The sequence below is a fragment of the Blastopirellula sp. SH421 genome (assembly GCF_057808535.1).
Map to the genome: position 1 here is coordinate 5,678,255 of NZ_CM173712.1, position 23,400 is coordinate 5,701,654.

At 57.0% G+C, this 23,400-nt stretch carries 18 protein-coding genes; 9 read left to right on the forward strand and 9 right to left on the reverse strand.

What is annotated here, in order from left to right:
- The first annotated feature begins 189 nt into the window (after positions 1-189).
- Complete coding sequence (locus SH421x_RS22935; RefSeq protein ID WP_488852346.1) at positions 190-993, forward strand: hypothetical protein; 804 nt, start codon at positions 190-192, stop codon at positions 991-993.
- Between the two features lie 23 nt (positions 994-1,016).
- Here SH421x_RS22935 and SH421x_RS22940 read toward each other — a convergent pair whose 3' ends face one another.
- Together SH421x_RS22940 and hpt are read right to left on the reverse strand one after the other, a co-directional pair.
- On the reverse strand, positions 1,017-2,201 hold the full coding sequence (locus tag SH421x_RS22940; RefSeq protein WP_488852347.1) for a glycosyltransferase family 4 protein: 1,185 nt from the start codon (positions 2,199-2,201) through the stop codon (positions 1,017-1,019).
- Positions 2,198-2,731, reverse strand: coding sequence for a hypoxanthine phosphoribosyltransferase (hpt, locus tag SH421x_RS22945; RefSeq protein WP_488852348.1), 534 nt, complete (start codon positions 2,729-2,731; stop codon positions 2,198-2,200). The genes SH421x_RS22940 and hpt overlap by 4 nt, the downstream gene beginning before the upstream one ends.
- Before the next feature lie 128 nt (positions 2,732-2,859).
- Between hpt and SH421x_RS22950 the strand changes: the two genes are divergently transcribed.
- From SH421x_RS22950 to SH421x_RS22960, 3 genes are all read left to right on the forward strand, one after another.
- Entirely contained in the window at positions 2,860-3,615 is a 756-nt protein-coding gene (locus tag SH421x_RS22950; RefSeq protein WP_488852349.1) for an alpha/beta hydrolase-fold protein, read from the forward strand.
- 95 nt (positions 3,616-3,710) lie between these two features.
- Entirely contained in the window at positions 3,711-4,814 is a 1,104-nt protein-coding gene (locus SH421x_RS22955) for a glycosyltransferase (RefSeq protein ID WP_488852350.1), read from the forward strand.
- Positions 4,815-4,929: 115 nt separating this feature from the next.
- Positions 4,930-5,916: a hypothetical protein gene (locus SH421x_RS22960; RefSeq protein ID WP_488852351.1), complete on the forward strand. Its 987-nt coding sequence runs from the start codon at positions 4,930-4,932 to the stop codon at positions 5,914-5,916.
- A gap of 137 nt (positions 5,917-6,053) precedes the next feature.
- On the opposite strand, the gene ggt is transcribed toward SH421x_RS22960, so the two are convergent.
- Positions 6,054-7,748, reverse strand: a complete 1,695-nt coding sequence (gene ggt / locus SH421x_RS22965; RefSeq protein WP_488852352.1) for a gamma-glutamyltransferase — start codon at positions 7,746-7,748, stop codon at positions 6,054-6,056.
- A gap of 253 nt (positions 7,749-8,001) precedes the next feature.
- On the opposite strand from ggt, the gene SH421x_RS22970 reads away from it, so the two are divergent.
- The 4 genes from SH421x_RS22970 to SH421x_RS22985 all read left to right on the forward strand — a co-directional run bounded on the left by SH421x_RS22970 (position 8,002) and on the right by SH421x_RS22985 (position 11,078).
- Positions 8,002-8,550 carry a hypothetical protein gene (locus SH421x_RS22970; RefSeq protein WP_488852353.1) on the forward strand — a complete coding sequence of 183 codons (549 nt, stop codon included), beginning with the start codon at positions 8,002-8,004 and terminating at the stop codon, positions 8,548-8,550.
- Positions 8,551-8,704: 154 nt separating this feature from the next.
- Positions 8,705-8,905 (forward strand): sulfur carrier protein ThiS, encoded by a 201-nt coding sequence (gene thiS / locus SH421x_RS22975; protein WP_488852354.1) that lies wholly within the window; start codon positions 8,705-8,707, stop codon positions 8,903-8,905.
- Positions 8,905-9,771 (forward strand): thiazole synthase, encoded by an 867-nt coding sequence (locus SH421x_RS22980; protein ID WP_488852355.1) that lies wholly within the window; start codon positions 8,905-8,907, stop codon positions 9,769-9,771. Before thiS ends, SH421x_RS22980 begins: the two co-directional genes overlap by 1 nt.
- A gap of 125 nt (positions 9,772-9,896) precedes the next feature.
- Complete coding sequence (locus SH421x_RS22985; RefSeq protein WP_488852356.1) at positions 9,897-11,078, forward strand: FIST signal transduction protein; 1,182 nt, start codon at positions 9,897-9,899, stop codon at positions 11,076-11,078.
- An 881-nt stretch (positions 11,079-11,959) separates the two neighbouring features.
- Here SH421x_RS22985 and SH421x_RS22990 read toward each other — a convergent pair.
- Genes SH421x_RS22990 through SH421x_RS23000 form a run of 3 tightly spaced genes read right to left on the reverse strand, consistent with a single transcriptional unit; the run spans position 11,960 to position 15,379 of the window.
- Positions 11,960-12,943, reverse strand: coding sequence for a hypothetical protein (locus SH421x_RS22990; RefSeq protein ID WP_488852357.1), 984 nt, complete (start codon positions 12,941-12,943; stop codon positions 11,960-11,962).
- 19 nt (positions 12,944-12,962) lie between these two features.
- The gene (locus tag SH421x_RS22995) at positions 12,963-14,600 is read right to left on the reverse strand and encodes a hypothetical protein (protein ID WP_488852358.1); all 1,638 of its coding nucleotides are present in this window, start codon (positions 14,598-14,600) and stop codon (positions 12,963-12,965) included.
- A complete protein-coding gene (locus SH421x_RS23000; RefSeq protein WP_488852359.1) occupies positions 14,597-15,379 on the reverse strand; it encodes a hypothetical protein in 783 nt (260 codons plus the stop codon). Before SH421x_RS23000 ends, SH421x_RS22995 begins: the two co-directional genes overlap by 4 nt.
- Before the next feature lie 226 nt (positions 15,380-15,605).
- Between SH421x_RS23000 and SH421x_RS23005 the strand changes: the two genes are divergently transcribed.
- The gene (locus SH421x_RS23005; protein WP_488852360.1) at positions 15,606-18,626 is read left to right on the forward strand and encodes a vitamin B12-dependent ribonucleotide reductase; all 3,021 of its coding nucleotides are present in this window, start codon (positions 15,606-15,608) and stop codon (positions 18,624-18,626) included.
- A 254-nt stretch (positions 18,627-18,880) separates the two neighbouring features.
- Here the strand turns inward: SH421x_RS23005 and ahr are convergent, their stop codons facing one another.
- The 3 genes from ahr to SH421x_RS23020 all read right to left on the reverse strand — a co-directional run bounded on the left by ahr (position 18,881) and on the right by SH421x_RS23020 (position 23,303).
- Positions 18,881-19,903, reverse strand: a complete 1,023-nt coding sequence (ahr, locus tag SH421x_RS23010) for an NADPH-dependent aldehyde reductase Ahr (RefSeq protein ID WP_488852361.1) — start codon at positions 19,901-19,903, stop codon at positions 18,881-18,883.
- 137 nt (positions 19,904-20,040) lie between these two features.
- The gene (locus tag SH421x_RS23015; RefSeq protein ID WP_488852362.1) at positions 20,041-21,375 is read right to left on the reverse strand and encodes a DUF1552 domain-containing protein; all 1,335 of its coding nucleotides are present in this window, start codon (positions 21,373-21,375) and stop codon (positions 20,041-20,043) included.
- On the reverse strand, positions 21,372-23,303 hold the full coding sequence (locus tag SH421x_RS23020; protein ID WP_488852363.1) for a DUF1588 domain-containing protein: 1,932 nt from the start codon (positions 23,301-23,303) through the stop codon (positions 21,372-21,374). The genes SH421x_RS23015 and SH421x_RS23020 overlap by 4 nt, the downstream gene beginning before the upstream one ends.
- Positions 23,304-23,400 lie beyond the last annotated feature (97 nt).

A 23,400-nucleotide genomic window follows, 5' to 3' on the forward strand; every position in this document is an offset into this window, starting at 1 on the left:
CCTTTCATCGCTTGGTAACTTAGCCCGATCCGAGTCTTTTGATGGTTGAAACGGTGTGGCGATTCCGTCGTAAGTTCGTCGCATAAAGCTCCACTTTTCCCCAATATTGGCTTTTCGTTCCGCAACGCGTTATGTTGAGGGCTTGCGAGTCCCTTCCAAAATTCGTTTCCCACCGTAGGCAGTTTGCATATGCTTCGCTCCGCCCCCTTATTGACCATGGCACTAGTATTTTGTGCATCGAGCGTCGTTTTGGCTCAGCCCAAGCCTGAACGTCAAAAATTCACCCTCAAAGGCGAAATCGTCGGTATGCAGGGGCCGCTGCTGCAAGCCAAAGCGGCGGACGGCACCCCCTGGTTGTTGAAGGTGGAAATGAAGCCGGAAGATATGCAGCTTTCTGGGACCGCCGAGAAAGGGTGGATCGCTCCGGGGATGTTTGTCAGCTTTACCGGCAAGTTTGATGGACGCGGGAACTCGCAAGAGCCGGTTGCTGAAGTGACGGTCTTCACTCCGCGCGAGGGAACACCGCTGGGCGTGTCCGAAGAAACAACGCTCGGCGACGCCGGCAGCTTGTTTGGCAATGACGGCGGCGAAGCCAAGCCCAAAAAGAAGGCGGCCGATGAAATTTCGACCTATCTGGTCAATGGTCGCGTCGCAGGTGTGGCTCGCGATGGCAAGTTAAACGTCGTCGCCGGCGGCATGAAGGTTTCGGTAGAACTGGCCGAGGATGCCGAAGTAAAGGTCGTCGTCTCTGACCCCCGCCTAATTCGTCCCGGCGATAAATTTGAAGCCGATGGTTGGTACTTCCAAAAAGGGCAGGGGATCGTCTCCGGCAAGTTCCTGGTCGAAGCCCAACCATTTACGGCGCCTGAAGACCCCAAAAAAGCTCGCATCCGCGCTCGCGAAGAAGCCGAACGAGCTCGCAAAGGTGAATCGCCCAAAGCAGAACCCGCCGATGCCCCCGCTGCCGAAGACGCCAAACCGGCCGAGCAATAAGCAGCCCATCGTAGCTGCCAAAACTAGATTGCAGCTCGCTTCTGTTCACGCAACATTGCAAACAAATCTAAATGCCTGGTCGCCGCTGCGGCAAGGCTATATTTTTCGGTCACCTCGGCCCGAGCTGCTGCTCCCAATTGATTGGCTGCCGTCGGCTGATGGATCACGCCGCTGATCGTCGCTTGCAGCGCGGCCACGTCGCCGACCGGAATAAGGAGTCCGGTGCGGCCTGACTCGACAAGCTGGCGATTGCCGGGAAGATCGGTCGCGAGCACCGGCAGTCCGGCGGCCATTGCTTCGAGCAGCGACAGCGAGATTTCTGCTTCGTGCGTGGGCAACACAAAGAAGTCGGCCGCATCCAGCAAGTCCGAGACATCATCAAAGACGCCGGGCAAAAAGATCCGATCCTGCAACCCAAGCGACACGATCCGTTCGCGCAGTTGCGGCTCTTGCGGCCCTTCGCCGACCAGCATCAGCTTGGCTTCAGGAAATCGTGACAAGACTTGCGACCAAGCGTCAACCGCAGTCAGCAACCCTTTTTGGGAATGCAGCCGACCGATATAAACGCCCAGCGGCATGTCGTTATGAAATGAAAACAATGGCTGGGCGCTTTGTAGCGCCATTCGCGCGTTAATCCGGCGTTGGCGACTACGAGCTGCCGGAATCGAAACACCGTTGGGGATGAGGTGCAACTTTGCTTCGTCATAACCGGCGGCGCGTAACTCTTGCATGATCGCGGCGCTCGGCGCGACGATTGCATCGGCTTGCTGACAGACAGCGCGAATCCGCAGCCCAAAGTTCGCTTCGGATTGCCAATGACAATCGCCGTTCTTCCCCTCCCCTTCGGCTCGCAGGATGATCGGCGTCGCCGTATTCTTTAGCCGGTTAACCGCCATGTAGGCGCTATGTTTGAGCTTCGAAACATAAACGACGTCTAGTTCTGCTTGATGTTGTTGCAGATACTTTCCCAGCGACATCATGTAGCGCAGCGTTCCCCAGCCGTGCAGCGGCGGATTGGGCAATCGCACAATGGGGATCTCGCGATGGACGATTCGCTCCGGCCAGGTTTTGTGCCAACGAGCGGTCACTATTCTCACATGTGCCGCTTGGCGGCGCAGCTCTTGCGATAGAGTGGCCATGATCTTTTCAGCGCCACCGACCAGCGGCCAAAAGCGGCGGGTCACCATCGCGATACGAGGACCGCTCATAGCGGTCCGGCGGCGATCTCATCCGGATCGAGCGCCGCGACATAGGGAAGATTGCGATAATGATCCTGGTAGTCGAGCCCGTAGCCAATCACAAACTCGTTAGGGATCTCGAACGCCGAATAGTCAGGACGATACTCCACTTCGCAGCGTCCCACCTTGGTCAACAACACCATCGAACGGACCGACGACGCGCCGCATGCGTGCATCCGCCGCGATAACGCGTCCAACGTGCGCCCGGTGTCAAAGATGTCATCCAACAACAGCACGTCACGCCCGGCGACAGCCGGCATCAAATCGAGATTGACGACTAACTCACCAGGTACGGTTGCAGTGTCTCGGTAACTACGAGCCTGTAGCACGCCAACCCGTAGCGGCATTTCTAGTTGACGAATTAAGTCGGCCAGCAAGACGACGCTGCCGGTCAAGATGCCGAGGACGGTCAGCGGTCGATCGGCGTACTCGCGATTTAACTGGGCCGCCAATTTGCGAACGCCGGCTTCCAATTCGGACTGGGAGATGAGAGTGCGCACGATCGATTACAATAGGCCGAAGTAAGGTCCGCTTGGGCCGCAACCGCCGCGACCGATCGCTATTGTAAGCGAGCCGAAACAAAACAGTAACGCCCTTTCCGCTATCTCCTGCGAAAGCCTTGCCTGCGATGACCACCGATATCGGAAATTGGAGCGAAACGACGATCGCCGGACATCCCTGCTATCTGTTTGAACCTCAGCAGCGGAATCCGCACGGGTACGTCGGGATCTATCTGCACGGCGTCCATCTGGGCCGGCTGCAAGACAAAATCGAGTTCGTATCACAGTTCGAGAAGTACGGGCTACCGGTTGTGATCCCGGTCACGCAGCGCAGTTGGTGGACCGACCGCATCTGCGACGAGTTTGATCCGCAGATCTCGGCCCAGCAACATTTGATCGAGAACGTTCTGCCGTTTATTGCCGATCAATACAACGCGCGACCACCGCAGATCGGCCTATTTGGGACCAGCATGGGAGGCCAAGGGGCGCTTCGTTTGGCTTATAAATTTCCGGACAAGTTTCCAGTGGTCGCCGCGATCAGCCCGGCGATTGATTATCAAGAGCGGATGCGCCGAGACGAGGAGGATCCGCTTTGGCTGCAATACGACACGCCGGAAGCAGCTCGGCAAGATTCAGCGACGCTCCATATTCACCCGCTCAACTGGCCCCGCAATCAATTCTTCTGCTGCTGCGCCGAAGATGTCGATTGGTGGGAAAGCGCCGAACGGCTACGGATGAAGCTCTACTCATTGGGGGTCCCGCACACCTGCGAGCTGGAGCTGTGCGGCGGCGGACATGGATTTGCCTACTATGGAATGATGGCGCCGCGCGTGATCCAGTTTGTTTACGAAAGTCTAGAGAAAGAACGCCGCCGCATTGCTTGAAACCACCGCAGACGCTGGTTACGCGCTCCCCAGCGATTGTGATATCGTTAGGGATGCTGCGATATCACGATGAACTTCTAGAAAGCCCGAGCTGCATGAAGCGATTGTTGCTGATCATTCCCACGCTTGATCGAGGGGGCGCCGAAAAACAACTGACCCTGTTGGCGACCGGCTTGCCGCGCGATCAGTTTGACGTGCATGTCTGCTTGCTGACGCGTTCGGGTCCGCTCGAAGAGACGTTGCGTGCTCAGGATATTCCGATTGTCGAAATCCGCAAACGTCGCAAGCTGGATCCGTTGGCCTATCTCCGCTTGAAAAAAGAGATCAAGCGACTTCGTCCTGAGATCGTGCATACCTGGATTTTCGCCGCCAATTCGTACGGGCGCTCCGCCGCGCAAACGGTCAAAGTTCCGCATATCATCTGCGGGGAACGTTGCGTTGATCCTTGGAAACAAGGCTACGAGATAGCGATCGATCGCTATCTCGATCGCAAGACCGACAAAATCGCCGTCAACAGCAGCGGCATTCAGCAGTTTTATATTGAAAAGGGTCGGTCCGCCGAGAAGTTTGTAGTCATTCCCAACGGGATAGACGCAACGCCGCCCTCGCCAACTGTCTCGCGCGAGCAACTTCTCCGGCGATTGAATCTCCCTTACGATTCGCGACTGCTGGTCGCAGTCGGCAGGCTCTGGCCGCAAAAGCGGTTGAAAGATCTGATCTGGTCGATCGATATTCTGAATCGCATTCGCAATGATGTCCATTTGCTGATCGTGGGCGATGGCCCGCAGCGCGACCGCTTGGTGAAATTCTCTCGGCAAACCGATACGCAGGACCATGTCCATTTTCTGGGTCCGCGCGATGATGTTCCGCAGTTGCTGGCCCATGCGGACTGCTTTTTGCTAGCCAGCGGCTATGAAGGACAATCGAACGCGCTGATGGAAGCGATGGTCGCCGGCGTTCCGGCAATTGTCAGCGATATCCCCGGCAATCGAGACTTGGTAATCCCCGAGAAAACCGGCTTTCTGATCCCGTTGGGGCAAAGAGCTGAGTACGCTCGCGGAATCAACCGCGTGTTAGAAGACAACGACCTGCGACAGCGGCTGGGTCAGGCCGGCCAAGCTCGCATCGCCGCCGAGTTTTCGATTCCGCAGATGATCGACCGCCATATTGCCCTCTATAACGAAGTTACATCTGATTAACCCCCCGGCAATGGCATGATTTTCCCAATTGCGGCGCCGCAGGCTTTTTCGAGTTACACTACCTAATCTGCTGATTTGATTATTTCCCCACCCGAGAAGGACTTGGGAGAGCTGCATGCTCATCGCCAGTTGCCCGCACTGTTCTGAACCGATCCGCATCCCTGGCGCCGCCGCGGCTTCGTCGCGCGTCCGTTGTCCCTGGTGTGAAGAGACCTATCTGCTGGCCGATGTTTTCGAACATCTGCCGCCGCTGGTCGAAGTGCTGGAAGGGCCCGGCAGCCAGGCCAACATCGTCCTGGTACCCGATGGCGAATCGGAATATGAGTTAGCCGGTGCGGCGGTACCCGATTTCAACTTCAAAGAGTCGGAAGGGACCGGATCAAGCTCGCCCGTGCCGTTGGCCAGGATCGAAGGTCGCTCGACCGCAGCAACCCGGCGCCCTCCCAAATCAACGACCAACCCGCTTTGGGAAGCGTTCAAAGTGGTCGGCGGCGGCGTGTTTGGCATTCTCATCGCACTCTATGCAGTGATGTGGCTCAAGAACACCGACTATTTGCACATCGTGCAGTTCATGCCGGCCTCTACCTATTTCGCGGTGCCAGAAGAACTGTGGACCGAGGAAATGCGATCCGCGGCTACAAAGCATACAGATCCGAATAACACTGCCACAGAGAATACAGCCACCGAGAACACCACCCAAAAATCAGACGCGACAACCAAAGCCCCGCAGGCAGAAAAAAAGTCATCCCAGCCAAAAGTCGATAACCAGCGCGGCAACCAACCAGCACCAGCCAAACCTGCGGAGGACGATCCCGTCAACGCCGCCGTCGACGACAGCATGACCAGCTTGGGCGCCGCGTTCAACGAAGCCAAAAACCGCGGCGACGCTCCTCCGCCGCAGCTTGGTCAGTCCGACTTTGTGCCCCCGCCGGCCGAACCCATCGTGGTAAAACCAAGCCCCAAGGTTGACGCCAAGCTCGTCACAGAGCTATCCCAACTCACCGCCGAGATTGGCCCCATTGGCGCAGAGCTCCCTCAGAAAGAAGCCCCAGAGCCAGTCAAACGCCGCGCCCCAGTTTCGTTAGATCCGGCGGAGAAATGACACATGCGAAAGGGCCAAGCAGGGGAAACACCATCGCTTCCCCTCGGAATTAGACATTAGGATTTAGACATTCAGTACTTCGTACCCGAGGCGGCATTTCAACCAACTCGTTTCCGCCGCACGGGTTTCGCTTTTCTTCAGTATCCCACCGCTCCCCCATCGGCTCGTCGGCGATCCACGCCTCCTTCTAGCTTTCCGGTCTTGGGATTGACGACGATTACTTCGGCCGAGCCTTGTTTGTCGATCGGGTAGAGCTCGTGTCCTAGGCCGCGCAAGATCGCCAGCGTGTCTGGGGAGAATCCTTGCCGCTCGTATTGAATGCGCGACGGCAACCATTGGTGATGGATGCGCCCGGCGTCGACCGCTTCTTGGGCGTTCATCTGATGATCGACCACGTTCAGCACCGTCTGCAGCACCGTGTTGATAATCGTGCGCCCACCGGGGCTGCCGGTCACCATAAACAGCTCGCCATCTTTGGCCAGGATTGTGGGAGACATGCTCGAAAGCATCCGCTTGTGCGGCAGCGCCAAGTTGGGCTTGGTGCCGATCAAACCCCCTTCGGTCGTCAGACCCGGCGCCGCATTAAAATCCCCCATCTCGTTGTTCAAAATAAATCCAGCGCCAGGCACAACAATCGCCGAGCCATACGCATACTCCAGCGTGTAGGTCATCGACACCGCGTTGCGATCGGCGTCGACCACCGAGAAATGGGTCGTCTCGTCACTCTCGTAAGGCCAAACAAAGCTCTCCGGTGTCGAGATCGACGCGGCGGTCTCGTCAATAGTTTCACGCAGTTTGTCGGCATGCGTTTTTGAGATCAGCTTGGCGACCGGCATGTCTGGATTGAAGTCCGGATCTCCCAAGTACTGTGCCCGATCGGCGTAGCTGCGACGCATCGCCTCGGCCATGCGATGCAGATTGATGGCCGAACCCGAGCCAGCGCCGCGCAGGTCAAACCCTTCTAAGATGTTCAGCATCTGAATCACGCCGACACCGCCAGAGCTGGGCGGCGGCATCCCAATCACCTCGTAACCACGATAGGTCCCGACCAGCGGAGTCCGCTGTTTGGCCTGATACTTTTTCAGATCCTCTAGCGTGATCAGCCCATTGTTGACCTCCATCGCTTTGACCAACAGCTCGGCAGTTTCGCCTTCGTAAAATCCGGCCGCTCCCTGATCGCGAATCCGCTCCAACGTTTTCGCCAAGTCAGGCTGCTTCAAAATCTCACCGGCCAAGTAGGGTTGGCCCGCTTTGGTAAACTGCGCCAGCGACGCCGGGTATTTTTTGAATCGCGGAATCTCTCCTCGTAACGAGCTCTCAAGTCCTGCGCCCACCTCAAACCCGTCCGCGGCTAGTTTAACTGCCGGCTCTACTAGGCGTTTCCAGGGGAGTTTGCCATGCGTTTTCCACGCAAGATGCAGACCGGCGACCGTACCGGGCACGCCAACCGCCTGATGGCTTTCGTGATGCCGCTGGTAGTCGTACTCCCCCTTTTCATCCAGCCACATCTGGGGATGCGCGGCGGCCGGAGCCTGCTCGCGAAAGTCAAATGCAGTCGGCTCGCCGTTCGCAGGTCGGAAGACCAAGAAGCCGCCGCCGCCGATGTTGCCTGCGGTCGGATGGGTCACCGCCATCGCAAAAGCGGTCGCTACCGCCGCATCGACGGCATTTCCCCCCTCTTTCATCACATCGGACCCTACCTGTGATGCGATTTCGCTTTGCGAGACGACCAGCGCCTGACGCACAAGCGTCGGATCGTTCCCCCCCCAAGCCAACCAGGTGGAAGAGAGCAGCATCAAAAACGAAAGCGGTAGCACGGCAAGTCGCGACATCGGCGAGTTCTTCCCTGTCGAAAAGTTGGTGTGAATCAAGCGGAAGAGGCGTAAATAAGGGATGATTGGGGTCCCTTCATCATACTTGCTCCGGCAATCTTTTGCTGCTTGAAGCAGGATTTTCGGGATTCTGGCATTCTCTCTGGCGTCGTTTGGTGAAAGATTTTACGATTGAGGAAGACTGGAGTCGCTTCGTGCCAGCGCCGGCGACTTCTGCTGCCCCTCTGAATTCCTCTACAGGACCCTTCTCGTTATGCGTAAATCACGTCTTTCCGGCCTTTGGATTGGTTTCGCCATGGGCGGGCTCTGCGGCGTCGCTGCGATAGCCGGCATGCTATTGTCGCAACCTTCGCAGCCGGTGTTTGAGATCCCCGTCCAAGCCAGCGCCACGCGGACCGACACCATGGCCACGGCGACCGGCGATATCGACTCCAACGCCGATGGGCTGTTCACGCTCGATTTTTTAACCGGCGATCTTCAATGCTTTGTACTCAATACTCGCAACCCAAGCGGCCCGCATAGCCTGTTTCGCGCGAATGTGATGGGCGACCTGAAGATCGATCCCACTACCAAACCGCAGTTTATGCTGCTGGTCGGCCGCGCGATGTTCCAAGGTGGCCGTACCGGCGGCGCACGCCCTGCGAATTCGGTCGCCTACGTGATCGACTCGGTCAGCGGCAATTTTGTCGGTTATTCCGTCCCTTGGCAGGAAAACACCGCTTCGCGCGGCGGCGCCCAAACCGGAGCGTTGATCCCGTTCGTTTCGGGTTCGGCCCGCAATGTGATGATTCGCGAACCATAAGCATTCTGCGAAGCAAACGCCAACACAGCTAACCTCGCGTCTCGGCGCGGGGTTTTTTGTTGCGCCGCAGTCGCAGTAGCGGTGGTTGTCGATCTTTTCCCCTCAGCCGTACAATAAACGAGATTCCCCTCTTTCTCCGCTTCGCAAGTAAGACATGAAGATCCGCGTGAACGCCGCCGACCACGAAGCGCCCCAAGATGCGACCGTGGCCGACCTGATCGCCCAGCTTGGGATAAATCCCAAGTTTGTCGCGGTCGAACTGAATCAGCAACTCGCTCCTCGTACGCGGCACGCCGAGATCCGGTTGACCGCAGGGGACGAAATCGAAATCGTCACGTTGGTAGGAGGGGGCTAATGAACATCACCGAGACAACTCCCTTTGACCGTCCGCTCAAGATCGGCACGCATCTGCTCAAGTCGCGGCTAATCGTCGGCACCGGCAAGTACGAAACATTTGAAGTGATGCAGCAGGCGCTCGAACTCTCTGGAGCCGATTGCCTGACCGTCGCGATCCGCCGCGAACGGTTGTACGATCCGCATGGCCGCAACATCCTCGACTACATCGATCTCGACCGCTACACGTTGCTTCCCAATACCGCCGGCTGTTACAACGCGCGTGACGCCGTCCGCACCGCGCGCCTGGGACGTGAGATCCTCGAAGGCCTCGAGAACCCTGGCTCTGACTGGGTGAAGCTCGAATGCTTGGCCGACACTAAGACGTTGCTGCCGCATCCGGTCGAAACGCTCGACGCGTGCGAGCAACTGGTCAAAGAGGGCTTTCAGGTCCTCTGCTATACAACCGACGATCCGGTCATCGCGCGCCGCTTAAAAGATCTGGGCGCCGCGGCCGTCATGCCGGCCGGCAGTCCCATCGGGTCAGGGCAGGGGATCTTAAACCCCAATAACATCCGCATCTGTCTCGAATACCTAAAAGACGGCGATCCCGATTACCCGGTGATCGTGGACGCAGGCGTTGGCTCAGCCAGCGACGTCGCGATCGCGATGGAGCTTGGAGTTGACGGCGTGCTGCTCAATACGGCGATCGCCCATGCCGAAGATCCGCTCCGCATGGCCGTCGCGATGAAGTGCGGCATCGAAGCAGGCCGCATGTCCTATCTGGCCGGACGCATCCCCAAACGGCTCTACGCATCGGCCAGCAGCCCCGAAGAAGGCGTGATCGGTCAGAAACCAGCGCCACGCTGGGAAGCGGCCCACGACTAAGACCATCTCTCGGGCGCCACGGCTCTGTGAGCTCTGTTTTTTTAATCGTTCGAATCATGCGGTGCTCTACACAGCTCCCAGAGCCGTGACACCCGAAAATACTCCTCTGCGGCGAAAGTTACTCGATGTCAGCAACCAAGTTAAAATTCGCCGCGGCGCTCTCCACCCACGCCGCGACCGAAGACGCGGTCGCCCAAGTGGTTCGCGAGGCGCTAGAGCAACTCGCAGCTCCGGTCGACTTAGCGTTTGTTTTTGTCTCACCGCACCATGCGGACAAGCTCGATACGATCGCCGCCCAGCTCTGCAAACTGCTAGGGACCGAGAAGCTGTTTGGCGGAACCGGCGAAGCAATCGTCGGCGTTGGTCGCGAGATCGAGCATGCTCCGGCAATTTCGCTGTGGCTCGCTCACTTGCCTGGCGTCGAAGTCACGACGATGTATCTAGAATTTCAGCGCACCCCGGATGGCGGATCCTTTATCGGCTGGAGCGATACATTGCCGCTGCAATGGCCCCCAGCTGCGACCCTGCTGCTGATGGGTGAACCATTCAGCTTTCCAGCCGACGCCCTGTTGGCCCGCATGAACGAAGACCAGCCCGGCGTGCCGATCATCGGCGGCATGGCCAGCGGCGGACATGCGCCCGGCGAAAATCTGTTGGTGCACGGCCCTGAAGTGAAACAGAGCGGAGCCAGCGCGATCTACCTGCATGGCGCAGTCCGCGTTCAGAGCGTCGTCTCGCAAGGCTGTCGACCGATCGGTCAGCCGATGGTGATCACCAAAAGCGAACGGAACGAAATCCACTTGCTCGGCGGCCGACCTCCGCTAGAGATCATCCGCGAGATCTTCGCCCAACTGCCGACCAGCGATCAACAGCTTGTCAATCGCGGGCTTCACATCGGCCAGGTCGTCGACGAATATCGCGAGAAGTTTGAGCCCGGCGATTTTGTGATCCGCAATGTAATCGGCGTGAATCGAGAGAACGGCGCCATCGCGGTGGGCGACTATGTTCGCCCGGGACAAACGATTCAGTTTCACGTCCGTGACGAAAACTCCGCCGACGCCGACCTCAAACAACTGCTGGCCAAAGCGTCCAGCGGACACCCTTTGGGCGCACTAGTCTTCACCTGCAACGGCCGCGGCACGCGTCTCTTCTCGACCCCCAACCACGACGCCGAATCTCTGCAATCGGCCTACGGCGATATCCCCGCAGCCGGGATCTTTGCGATGGGCGAACTAGGGCCGATCGCGGGGCAGAATTTTATGCACGGCTTTACGGCAAGCTTGGCGCTGTTTGAAGAGTTGGAGTAGGAGTAATTGCTGATCGACGCCAAGGGAGCCAGACCAACGGCAAGAGCACAAGCGAAAGTCCTTTCGAAAGCATCCCGCAGTAAAGTAGGGTCGCTCCCATGGATGTAGCGCTAAAATAGCTTTCGGTTAGCCGATGGAGAATTGTCGCGCCTACCAGAGTTATCGGCACAGACGACCACCAGATAATCCAGCCAATTCGGGTTCCGGCAAACGCCACCGCTGCGATGACACCCCACATGATTGTGATTTGTCGAACCAGATGATAGGCAATCCCAAAAAGTTGTCCTGAAGCTGAGAGCATCTCGCTGAACCACGCATCCGTGATTCCGAGAAAGCGAACGATCCCAGCAAGCCGGCTGCGGCAGTAACCACGAGGAATAGCGTTCGCATCGAGAATTGTGAGCCACCAAAGTAGAGCCGAGCGAATCCTCGCGCGATCCCAGTCAAAAGCGAGATGCAAGCGACTCCAAGCAGGATTTGCAGAACTGCCGGGATGGGACTTAAATATTGAGCGTTGGCTGAATTAATCCACCTGTAGGCGAACACCGATATGACTCCGGCCATTGCAACGACGCAAAGCGGCACTCGCACAGCGGCCGAACCGATTGGAAGCACGATGACGATCGCAAGCCAAGCTAAATAAAATTCTCTCGGCCAATGCTTTACAAAAAACATCGCCGCTAGAGCCTACGAAAGAGTTGGGGCACCGGGGGTCGCATCTCCAACGTACGCTTGCAGGATCGCTCCCAGCCCCCAATAGACCGGGGAAATGCTTAGCAATAAACCGAGCGAGAGCATGCACCGTGCTGTCGGCAAAGCTAGTCGATCGCGCCAACGAAACGCGCGAGAGGGATCCTGTCGAAATGATTGCTCGCTTTGCCTCATGCCTCCAGTTCCTCGCAGCCTTCGTCGACGGCGCTTGAGATATTTTTGTTCACATTGGGTGGCATGTAGATCAGCGGTAACCAACTGACGACCAGAATCACCGTTTGGACTTCGATCGCAACCAAAACCAATGGCCATTTAAGAATTAGCAGATTTCCAATGCCTCTGTACGCGAGATACGTTAGAGCAAAAGCAACCAGTGGCCAAACAATCAAAGCAGCGAAGATGACGAAACGATTGGCGGTGACATCACGGCGGAAAAACATGAAAACCAGTGCAGAGGCGGAGAGCAAACTCATCAGACTGTTCCAAATGACGAAAGAGGATGCCATCATTTGGCCCATTACGTTCATCCCGTCCAACTCGGATAGAGCTTGCTCGGCGACGAGCGCGTTCGCCTTCGCGACGCCCAGATAGCAGGCGACGCAAAATGTCACCACAAATATTCCTCGCAACGAATAGTTTCGCCAGTCGGTTCTCCGACTTGCTGACGGCGTAAAAACACAGAACCTTCCGATCAATGTCGCAAGCAATACAACTGCAAATTGAGTCGCGAGGTTGGTAGCGTTTACCACCCGTCCGTCAGCCCCAAACGGGATGTTCCAAGGATCAGTCGTTTTTACCATCATGCCGGTCACGACCGCCAGCAGCAAACAGAAAGGCACCCGGATATAAAACTTGCCGATCGGCAGCACCAATAAAATTGCCGCCCAAGTGATTGGTGTTCGCCTGCTCACGATCCCCATCATTTTTGCGAATTCAGCGATCCAACTCGGCTCCCTAGGATAGAGCCGCGGCGGTCCTCCTTGGTCGTAAATCGCAATCAGTAGATTGCAAGCAACCCAAACAACGATGACCCCAGTAAACAAAAGCAACAACGAGCCAAAAAATCGTAGCGTTATCGACGTGGACCACCACGACGTGCCGACCGCTATTTTATTAGCGTTCGCTTCGCCCACCGCCGCATCTGTCAAATTCATGCTTCTTCCTGTTGGCTATTCATTTCCGGGCTCCTCTCACCCTCTTCCCCTTCGGCAAAAAGATCAGCGGCAATATCGCGATTGTCAGAATCACCGTTTGGCCAGAGATTGCGGCCGCGACCATTTTCGCGTCGGCGCGTCCACGATAGATCAATACTTCACTAGCACTGACCATGGCCCCATAGTACGTCAGGATCAACACGATCGCCGCTGGTAACGTTGCGAACAATGCCCAGCGGCGGATGTGCGGTGAATGTGCGTTGAGCGCAATCATCGGCAAGATTGCGGCAGCCGCGCCCAGCAGGACGATGCGGGCATTGAACAGAGTCCAAGCATCCTCCAGCACCAAGTAACCGCCCAGCCATAAGACGAAGGCTAAAATTGCCGTCCAAACTCGTAAGCGAAAACGCTGGTCACTCACAGGCTCATTGCGGAGCCATACGCGAATGCCGTGATGAATCGCCGACACCACGAAAAACTGCAATAGCGCCATCGCCAGCCAAAGCTCTACCCTGCCGCCTTCAGCATTCGTAAAGCTCATCCACGCGTACCCCAACGTTCCCCCGACGAATAACCCCAGACAAACCGGCACGCGAACCCAACCATTGCCGGTATTCATCGTCATCACGATCGCTAGAATGCTGATCGTCGCTATCGCCAAACTCTCTGACAACGGAAAATAGTCGTAGTCGCCCAGTTTCGAATCGTCGACCATCCCAAAGGCGACGGCAGTACTGATCATCGGCAAACAGATCGCAATCGCATAGCGGCGGTTCCAGGAAATTGCGGGCGACGCAGCGCTGCGGCCGCCGAAGAGCAGTGGCCCCAATCCCACGGTCGTGAGCACCGTCTGAATCTCTAGATAGAAGCTCCAAGTAAACGTCGTCAGCGGGGAGGCTCCTCCGGTTGCATAATCGAGTAAGAAGCTACAGATAAATGCGATGCCGGGGATCAGAAGAATCCCGGCAAGCACAATCCCCCCGCGAATCCGACGCGACTGCCAACAGGTCGCCGCCCAAGGAATAATTCCCGCAATCGCGCCTCCCCCAGAAACGATCGAAAAGAGCAACATCCAGTAGAGGATCGTTTCAGGACTGTCCCATCCCATTGCCGGAAAAATAAGGCGCGCACATCCCAGCAGTAAAGCGATGCCTGAAATGATTAGCATCAGCGTTCGCAACGAAAAATGAGCGTGCGCCACAGGTCGTGGGCGACGAAGAAAGAAAACACCGACTCGAATCGCGGTCCCCAATACCACCACGATCGCAGCTTGTAAGAAAAGTGGAACAACAACGCTGATCAAATCGTGGGGGAAAATCATCCCCTCTTCAATAAGCGTGGCCAAGCAGATCACTGCAATTGCCCCAACGAAAGCAACGCCGCTGATTCCGCAGCGCCACCAACGAGATAGTTCCGGCAGCACCAGCACGGCGCCGCTAAAGTTGGCCAAAGAACTCACCGCGGCAAACCACATTCGCTGATCAGCATTGCCTTCAAAATGAATCCCGACCGCAGCGATGGCGAGCAACCCAATCGCCAACAACTGCAGAAAGAGCCCCCAGCATAATTGAGACGTTATCGTGGGCGAAGAATCGTCGACTTGCGACGACCGTTGGTCTGGCTTCTGCTCGGAGGCGGCAAGGTCGATGCTGGTCATGGTTCTTGTTGTAACACGCTGGCTGGGGGCGGATCTATACGCGCGCTTGTCGCTGAGATTGCCGGGGCCAGGAAGATCGGCAACATGCTCAACGAAACGGCAATCGCTTGAATACCGGAAAAGATCGCCACCTCGGTGAAGTTCAGCGATTCTCCTGCTGGTATCGCCCACTGATACAAAGCCACAATCGCCAGCGAAAGTAGGACAGCCTGCGGCACGCCGGCGATCAGCAACAACATTCGAAACAAGACTCGGCGAGTCGCCAGCGCCGTTAAGGGTCCGATGGCGGCGGTCGCGTTGATCAATGCGTACGACAGAAAACTCAACACGCGACTGGCGATAAAACTATCTCCACGGATCCCCAGCACCGCGGCAATCGCGCGCACTAATCCCAAACTGACGCAAACGACCGTGACCGTCAAAATCAATGTCCAGAGCGAAAAATGAGGCCAGCCGCTAGAACGCACAATGCTGATGCGTGCAGCAACTAGGCCAGCAATCACGACCAGCGCAAACTGAAATACGATCAACGTCAACCAAAGCGGAAGTTCGCCTGAGCTGAAGAGCTCAAAATAGAAGAGCGTGAGACAGACGACGACCGACAACAACGCCAAACTAATCGGCACACGAATCACCGACGATAGCAACGGCAGAGTGACCAGCAGCGCCAATTGACTGATCGCGGCAAACGGCGCCGAATAGACCATCAAGATCGCGAGAATTAGCCCGGGCTTCCCATCCCAAGCGATCCACAACAACAAACCCCAGATCACCGCCATCGCAGAGATCGACGCAAAGTATCGCCACGACGCAAGACGCTGCGGACCGCGATCTGCTAACCCCCTTAACCGATCCCCAGCCGCCGATATGTCTGTCGTCGATTGGTTTGACACACTTTCCCCGCTTACCCAGACAGTCAAGACTTGCCGCAATCCGTCCCCAGAATCACCACATATTGTGTTGCCGGCAAACCCCAGGCACCATATATTGAAACTGGAGTTATCTATGATTCGCCAACCTCAGCCCCAATCTGCTCATTCAGAAGCCCCGGTTCCCACGCCGCTGCAGGTCACTCCGTCGTTCTGCCCGGTCGATGTCGACTCGCCTTACAACGCGTTTGCGTGGAGTCGTCGCGATGCGCTGATTCAGGCGGCGGACGGCGAAATCGTGTTTGAGCAGGCGGGCGTTGAGTTTCCCGAACACTGGAGCCAAACGGCCGTCAACATTGTCGCGAGTAAATACTTCTTTGGCGAGCAAGGAACCGCTGCCCGGGAAAATAGTTTGCGGCAATTGGTCGAGCGGGTCGTGCGCACGATCGCGGACTGGGGCGTAGCTGATGGATATCTTACACCGGCAGGGAGCGAAATCTTCTATCGCGACTTGGTCTGGCTTTGTCTGGATCAGGCGGCGGCGTTCAACTCGCCGGTGTGGTTTAATGTGGGGCTGCATGCCGCTTATGGAGTTAGCGGTGATCGTAATGTCTGGCGCTGGAATCCAGCCGCCGACCAAGCAACCTGTGATGCCGACGCGTATGCTTATCCACAAGCATCGGCCTGCTTCATCCAAGGGGTGCAGGATGACATGCAATCGATCATGTCGTTGGCCGCGTCCGAAGCGCTGTTGTTCAAATACGGCAGCGGGTCTGGCTCCGATCTCTCAACATTGCGTTCGCGGCGCGAGATTCTCTCTGGCGGCGGCAAGCCTTCGGGGCCGCTGTCGTTCATGCGGGTCTACGACCAAGTCGCAGGCGTCGTCAAGTCTGGCGGCAAGACCCGCCGCGCGGCGAAGATGCAATCGCTGAAGATCGAGCATCCCGACATCCTCGACTTTATTCAGTGCAAAGCCAAAGAAGAAGCGAAGGCCCGCATCTTGATCGAGCATGGCGGTTATGACGCCGACTTCAACGGCGAAGCGTATAACTCGATCCTGTTTCAAAACGCCAATCTCTCGGTCCGCGTTAGCGACGCGTTTATGACTGCGGTCGAACAGGACCAGACCTGGACAACGCACTGGGTGACCCAGCCCGAGCGCGAAGGCCCGCACTATCCGGCGCGCGAACTGCTGACGCAAATGGCCGAATCGGCCTGGCATTGTGGCGACCCCGGCGTGCAGTACGATACGACGATCAACGCTTGGCATACTTGTCCGCAGTCAGGACGAATCAACGCGAGCAATCCTTGCTCGGAGTATATGTTTTTGGATGACTCGGCTTGTAATCTGGCGAGTCTGAATCTGATGCGTTTTCGCGCGGCGAATGGAACGCTTGATGCGCCGCGGTTCGCCGCCGCTTGTCGCTTGCTATTTTTGGCGCAAGAGATCTTGGTCGATCGAGCAGGCTACCCCACAGCCCGGATCGCCGAGCAGAGCCATCGCTTTCGCCCGATTGGTTTGGGCTATACGAATCTTGGTTCGCTGTTGTTGGCCGGCGGCTTGCCGTACGACAGCGATGCGGCCTGCGGAACGTGCGCAGCGATTACCGCAATTTTGCATGGCGCGGCGCTGCGGACCAGCAGCGAAATTGCCGCTTCGCGCGGAGCGTTCGCAGGCTTCGCCGAAAACCGAAAATCGATGTTGGTGGTGATCGAAAAGCATGCTGCAGCACTAGAAGAAGTGCAGCACGCTCCGGCCGATTTGCTAGCGTTTGCTCGGGATTTATGGGGTCGCGTGCAGATCGCCGGTCAGCGCGACGGCTTTCGCAATGCTCAAGCGACGGTCTTGGCGCCGACCGGTACGATCAGCTTTTTTATGGACTGCGATACGACCGGCATTGAGCCCGAGTTGGCACTGGTTAAAACCAAGCGTCTGGCCGGCGGCGGTTCGCTGCAAATCGCCAATCGCACGGTAAAACTGGGGCTTGAGAAACTTGGTTATTCGGCGTTGCAAATCGACGAAATCGCCGAGCATTTAGCCCGAACCGGATCGCTGACCGATGCGCCGCACTTGCGCGAGAGCGACCTGCCGACGTTTGACTGCGCGTTTCCGGCGGAACCCGGCGGACGATCGATCTCGTGGCAAGCGCATGTGCAGATGATGGCCGCCGCGCAGCCGTTTTTATCGGGGGCGATCTCCAAGACGGTGAACATGCCGCAGGCGGCGACGCCTGGCGAGATTGCGGAAGCGTATATGTGGGGTTGGAAGCTGGGCTTGAAGTCACTTTCGATCTATCGCGACAACTCAAAACAAAGCCAACCGCTTCGCAGCAGCGTTGTAAAATCAGCAACTGCAGCGAATGCTGCGCGTCCCCAACGTGAGCGTTTGCCTGATACGCGCAGTTCGCTGACGCACAAGTTTAACGTCGCGGGCCATGAAGGTTATTTGACGGTCGGTCTTTATCCCGATGGTCGTCCAGGCGAACTGTTTATTACGATGGCGAAAGAAGGAAGCACGATCGGCGGGTTGATTGATTGTTTTGGCATTGCGTGCTCGATCGCGCTGCAATACGGCGTGCCGCTGGATGTGTTAATCAGCAAGTATTCGCACGTTCGATTTGAACCGATGGGGATCACCTCGGATCGTGAAACGCCAATTGCCGCAAGCGTTGTGGATTACATCTTTCAATGGCTAGCCAAACGATTTCGAAGTGGGTATGGTAACGACTTCGTAACAACGAAGCGTGAGGACTCTTCAATCCAAACGGTTGATGAGTCACAAGCGAAGCATGGTTTGCAGCAGTGGTCCGGCGTCGGGATGAACGTCGGTCAACATGGTCAGGGAACGGCCGATAGGAGCGATATCGCGTCGGACACGGAGATGCCGGCGTTGTACCCGAGGGCAAGGAAAGCGGATGCCGACCCAGTGGATGGGACAATGACGGCGCCGCAAGTTGACCAGGAATCAGCCAAGACAATGGGGGGCGAAACGTGGCTCGTCAATCGATCGAAGGTCGCAAGTCGACCGCCGATCATTAGGCCCAGCGCGGAGTCGCCTTCAGACGCTCCTATTTGTGATCGTTGCGGCGGTTTGACGGTTCCTAGCGGAACCTGTTACGTCTGCCGTAACTGCGGGAATAGCTTGGGATGCTCGTAACGGAATTTTGGGTGGACGTCCCGATCCAACAAGTTCGTCAAGCGTGAATGAGAACGTACGCGTTTTTCGATCCGTAAGGGTCAACTGGGGAAACGACGCCTCGAGCATGCCACGCAAAAATTAGCGGATGTCGCCGGAATGCAGTCCCGACGACATCCGTTTTTTATGCGCTGCAAGTTAGCAAACCGTGAAGCAACCGTGTGATTTTGGGCTATTTTCACACGGATTGGGGGATAACTTGTGGATAGCTGGCGTTACGACGCGATATCGTTTTCGAGCACGATGCGGTAACGCGCTTTGCCGGCCTTCAAATGCTGCATCGCCTCATTCACCTTGGACATCGGAAATATCTCGGTCTGCGGTGCGATCTGGTGACGTGCGCAAAAATCGAGCATCTTGGCGATGGTTGCGGGACTGCCGATCGGCGATCCGCTGACCGCTCGCTGGGCTCCGATCAGAGACATCGCCGGAACCGGAATTGGCTCGAGAACGGCGCCGACAATCATCAGATTGCCCTTGGGCTTCAGCGTATTTAAGATCACCGGCCAATCGAGCGCCACGTTGACGGTCGAGAGGACATAATCGAGCGATCCGGATAGCTTCGCCATCGCATCCGAATCACGTGAATTGACGACATGATGCGCGCCCAATTTCAACGCTTCGTCACGCTTCGAATCGCTGGAGGTGAACGCCGTTACTTCACAGCCCCATTTGTTGGCGAACTGCAGCGCCATGTGGCCCAGACCGCCGATCCCGATTACGCCGATTCGATGCAGCGGCAGCAAGCCGTATTGCAACATCGGATTAAAGACCGTCACGCCGCCGCAAAACAGGGGGCCCACATCCACCGCATCCAACGAATCGGGAAGCGGTACGGCGAACTGCCAATCGCAGCGAACGCGGTCGGCGAAGCCGCCGTGACGACCAACAATCGTCGCCGACGATTGAGAACACAAGTTATGATCGCCTCCCATGCACTGTGGGCACGACATGCAACTGCCTGATTGCCAACCGACGCCGACGCGCTGGCCGATACTTAACCCTTTGACCTGCGAGCCGATCGCGCTCACAACTCCCGAGGCTTCATGACCTGGGACGAATGGGTAAGTCGTCATTCCCCAATCGTTATCGAGCATCGACAAGTCAGAGTGGCAGATCCCGCAATGGGTGACGGCGACTTCGACCTGATTGTCAAGCAGCGGACCAGGATCGTACTCAAACGGTTCGAGTGCAGCTCCAGACGAAGAAGCGGCGTAAGCATGAATCACATTTGACATCAGGAATTCCCTCCAGGTCGACTAAGGGCGAATTCAAACTAGATGCCGCAAAACGCCGAAAGTTACTGACGTAGTGCGACAAGCTTGGATGTTCACTTTAGCGTAGACGCCGGACAATCCCCAGTCATTAACCAGGATTACGCCAAAAGTTGCTCAATCGGGCCAGAGGAATCGGCAAAGTGCTTGGCCGGCGATCCGACTGCCTGAAGCATGGTCAGCAGCAAGTTGGCCATCGGATTATCGCGGGTCGCGGCGATGTGTTGCCCTTGCTGCAAGCGACCGCCGGCCTTGCCGCCCACCAACAGCGGCAGATCATGGGGGCTATGCGAATTGCCGTCACGCAATGCCGAACCAAACAAAATGGCGCTGCTGTCGAGTACGTTCCCTTCTCCTTCTGGCAGGGCCCGCAGCTTTTCCAACAGATAGACATACTGGGCGACGTGCCATTTGGCGATTAGCTCGTACTGCGCCAAATTGGCTTCTTTGCCTTGATGATGCGACAGCTCGTGATGTGATCCTTCGACTCCGTCCAAAAATGAGAAGTTGATCGAACTAACGGAGTTGCCAAACATAAACGTACAGACACGCGTAATATCGGCTTCAAACGACAACGCGATCATGTCGAGCATCAGCCGAGTTCGCTCGGCATGGTCCTTGGGATCATTGGCCGGCGCCGTCCGACTGGAGAAGTCGACCTTGGATCGCCACGAGTTTTGCGAGGGGGATTCGATCATCTCTAACCGCTTCTCCAGCGAGCGGACCGACTCTAGATATTGCTCCAAGCGATGCCGATCGTTGCTCCCAAGTTTGTTACGCAGCGCGTTGGCCTCGGCGCTGACGCGATCCAAGAGCGGGCGATTTGAATGCCCGTCCGCTTTGCCGTTGGCAATCAACGTCATACGATCAAACGCGAGACGTGGATTGATCTCTTTGGCGAGCGGTTGAGTCGGCGTCCGCCAAGCGATGTGCGCGCCATAGACGCGGGTATAGCCGACGGTGCCATCGACCCCAGAGCTAACTGGTTCGGTCCCTAATTCCATCGACGGCAGCGGCGTGTATTTGCCCAACAGATCGGCGGCGATTTGATCGGCTGATCGTCCGCCGCTGTTGAGATTAACGCCGGTCGTCTTGGTGATTGTCGTGCCGGTCAGCCAGGCGGCGTCTTTCACATAGTGACCATCGCCAGCTTTACAAGCTTGGTTCCATAAGCCAGAGATGACCGAGACGTCGTCTTTCACACTGGCCAACGGCTCTAACTGGCGCGGCAGCGAGTAGCCTAGGCCGGTCTCTGCCGGCGTCCAAACTTCTTGGCGCACGCCGTTCGGAAAGAAGAGAGCGGCAAAGCGGCGCGGACTGTCCGCCGCCGGATCACTGCCGGCATGTGCACCGCTCATCGCTTCGAGCCAAGGCAACGCCAAAGCGGCTCCGGCCCCACGCAACACGGTTCGACGAGTTATCTTGGGCGTCTTCATGGGGAAATTCTCTTATGACGAAAGGGCTCGCTTGTTACGATCGCGAGCACCAATTCTTGGGAATGATAGTCGTTGGCCTGAAGTCGCTCGATGATCGACTCAACGGTTGCAACATCGCTCGCTTGTAGTCCGCGAGCCAAAGCGTAGCCCAGCATCTTTTGGGTCAAGTGTCGGACGAACTGCTCTTTATTTTCGAGCAGGTACTGCTTGAGGCCGGCTTGGCCGTCAATTTGCGTGCCATCGGGCAAAACCGCGACCGCATCAATCTTGCCGCCGTCATCGCTGTCGCGCCAGTGCCCCACCTCGTTAAAGTTCTCGAGGGCGAAACCGATCGGATCGATGCGATCGTGGCAAGTCGCGCACGACGGATTGGCGCGATGCTGTTCTAACCGAGCTCGCAGTGTCAGCGAGTGGGCAACTGTTTTGGATTCTTCCAAGGGGGGAATGTTGGGTGGCGGAGGAGGCAGTTCGACCCCCAACATTTTGTCCAATACCCAGACTCCACGCAGCACTGGACTGCTGCGACGCGGATACGATGCGACGGCCAGCACTCCTCCTTGCCCAAGCAGGCCGCCGCGATTGCGATATTCCTCTGGCAGTGCATAGCGTTGCAATCGCTGGTTCAAATCTCCTTGAAGCTTGCTGCCGTCAATCGAGTAGTGGTACCGGAGTTCCGTATTCAGAAAAGTCCAATCGGCGTCGATCAGACTGATCAGACTATTATTCTCTTTCAACATGGACTCAAAGACGTAGACCGGCTGATCACGCAACGATGCGACTTGCTCGTCTTTCAAATTGGGATGCAACTCTAGATCGATTTGCTTGGAGCGTCCTAAGTCAGCGGTTCCCAACCATTGCCCCACAAAGTGCGTAAGCGAATCGTTGAGATTGGTCCCGCGCTCTTGGATCATTCGCAAGGCCTGACGCTTCAACTCGGCGGGATCTTGCAACTTGCCGGCGTCAGCCGCTTCGCGCAGCTTGGGATCTGGCATCGTCGCCCACAGAAAATAGCTCAGCCGCGACGCCAGCTCATGATCAGAAAGCGGAACCGATTTATTGGGCTCGCTCGGAGCGTCTTCGATCAGGAACAAAAAATTGGGAGAGATCAACACGCCGCGCAGCGCATAAAAACAGGCCGAATCAAAATCGAGCCCCGCTGCTCGGGCTTCGTCGTAGGTTTTGACAATCGCGGCGATTTCCGCTTCGGCGGCAGGTCGACGAAACGCGCGATGCGCGAACTCTGTTAAATTGCGCCTCGCCGCTTCCGGTTCCGACGTTTTTGCGTCGGGTCGATGACGCAACAAGCGTTGTCGTGCGCGAGAATCATGTGCGGCGTAATCGAGCGCCGCCGTCGCCGCTTCGACATACTTCTCGGCATGGATCGGCGAGATGATCAGCGTTTCGCTGGCATTGTTAAAGCCTTCACCTCCCGCGGGATCTTGCGGCAGTCCATTCCCGGCGTCGAAATGAATCCCCAACAAATCACGCACCGTGTTGGAATACTCGTGAGCCGCCATCCGCCGAAACAGGGGTGGTCCCGCCAATTCTCCTTGCTGGCGAATCGCTTCACGCGTCGCTTGTTTGATCCAATCGACCAGTTGCAGCCGTGCGACGTTGTCCATCGGTTCGACGTCATTTGGCGGCATGGTGTGATCGGCCAGACGCTGTCGCAACTTCATCCACTCGTCATAATGCTGCCCAACTGCGCCAGCATCCGCAAGCTTGCTCAGCGAAAAGCCCCCCTCCCCTTCGGTTCCGCCGTGACAGTCCGCACAAGACGTCTCTAACAACTTTTGTGCGGCGGCAAAGTCGATGCTTGGCGTTTCCGCCGCTTGAAGCATAGCGCAAGCTGGCAGCAGCAGCGCAGCAAAAAGCGCGACGCGAACCGCGCCAACTCCAAACGCGAATTGGAAAGAAACGAAGTGCATGGGCAGGTCTTTGGTGGTGAGAATCGCAAGGTTTTGCAATCCTCACAAGACAGAGGCGGGTCAGCAGCATCAAGTGAGAAAATCATAGCGGAAGGTA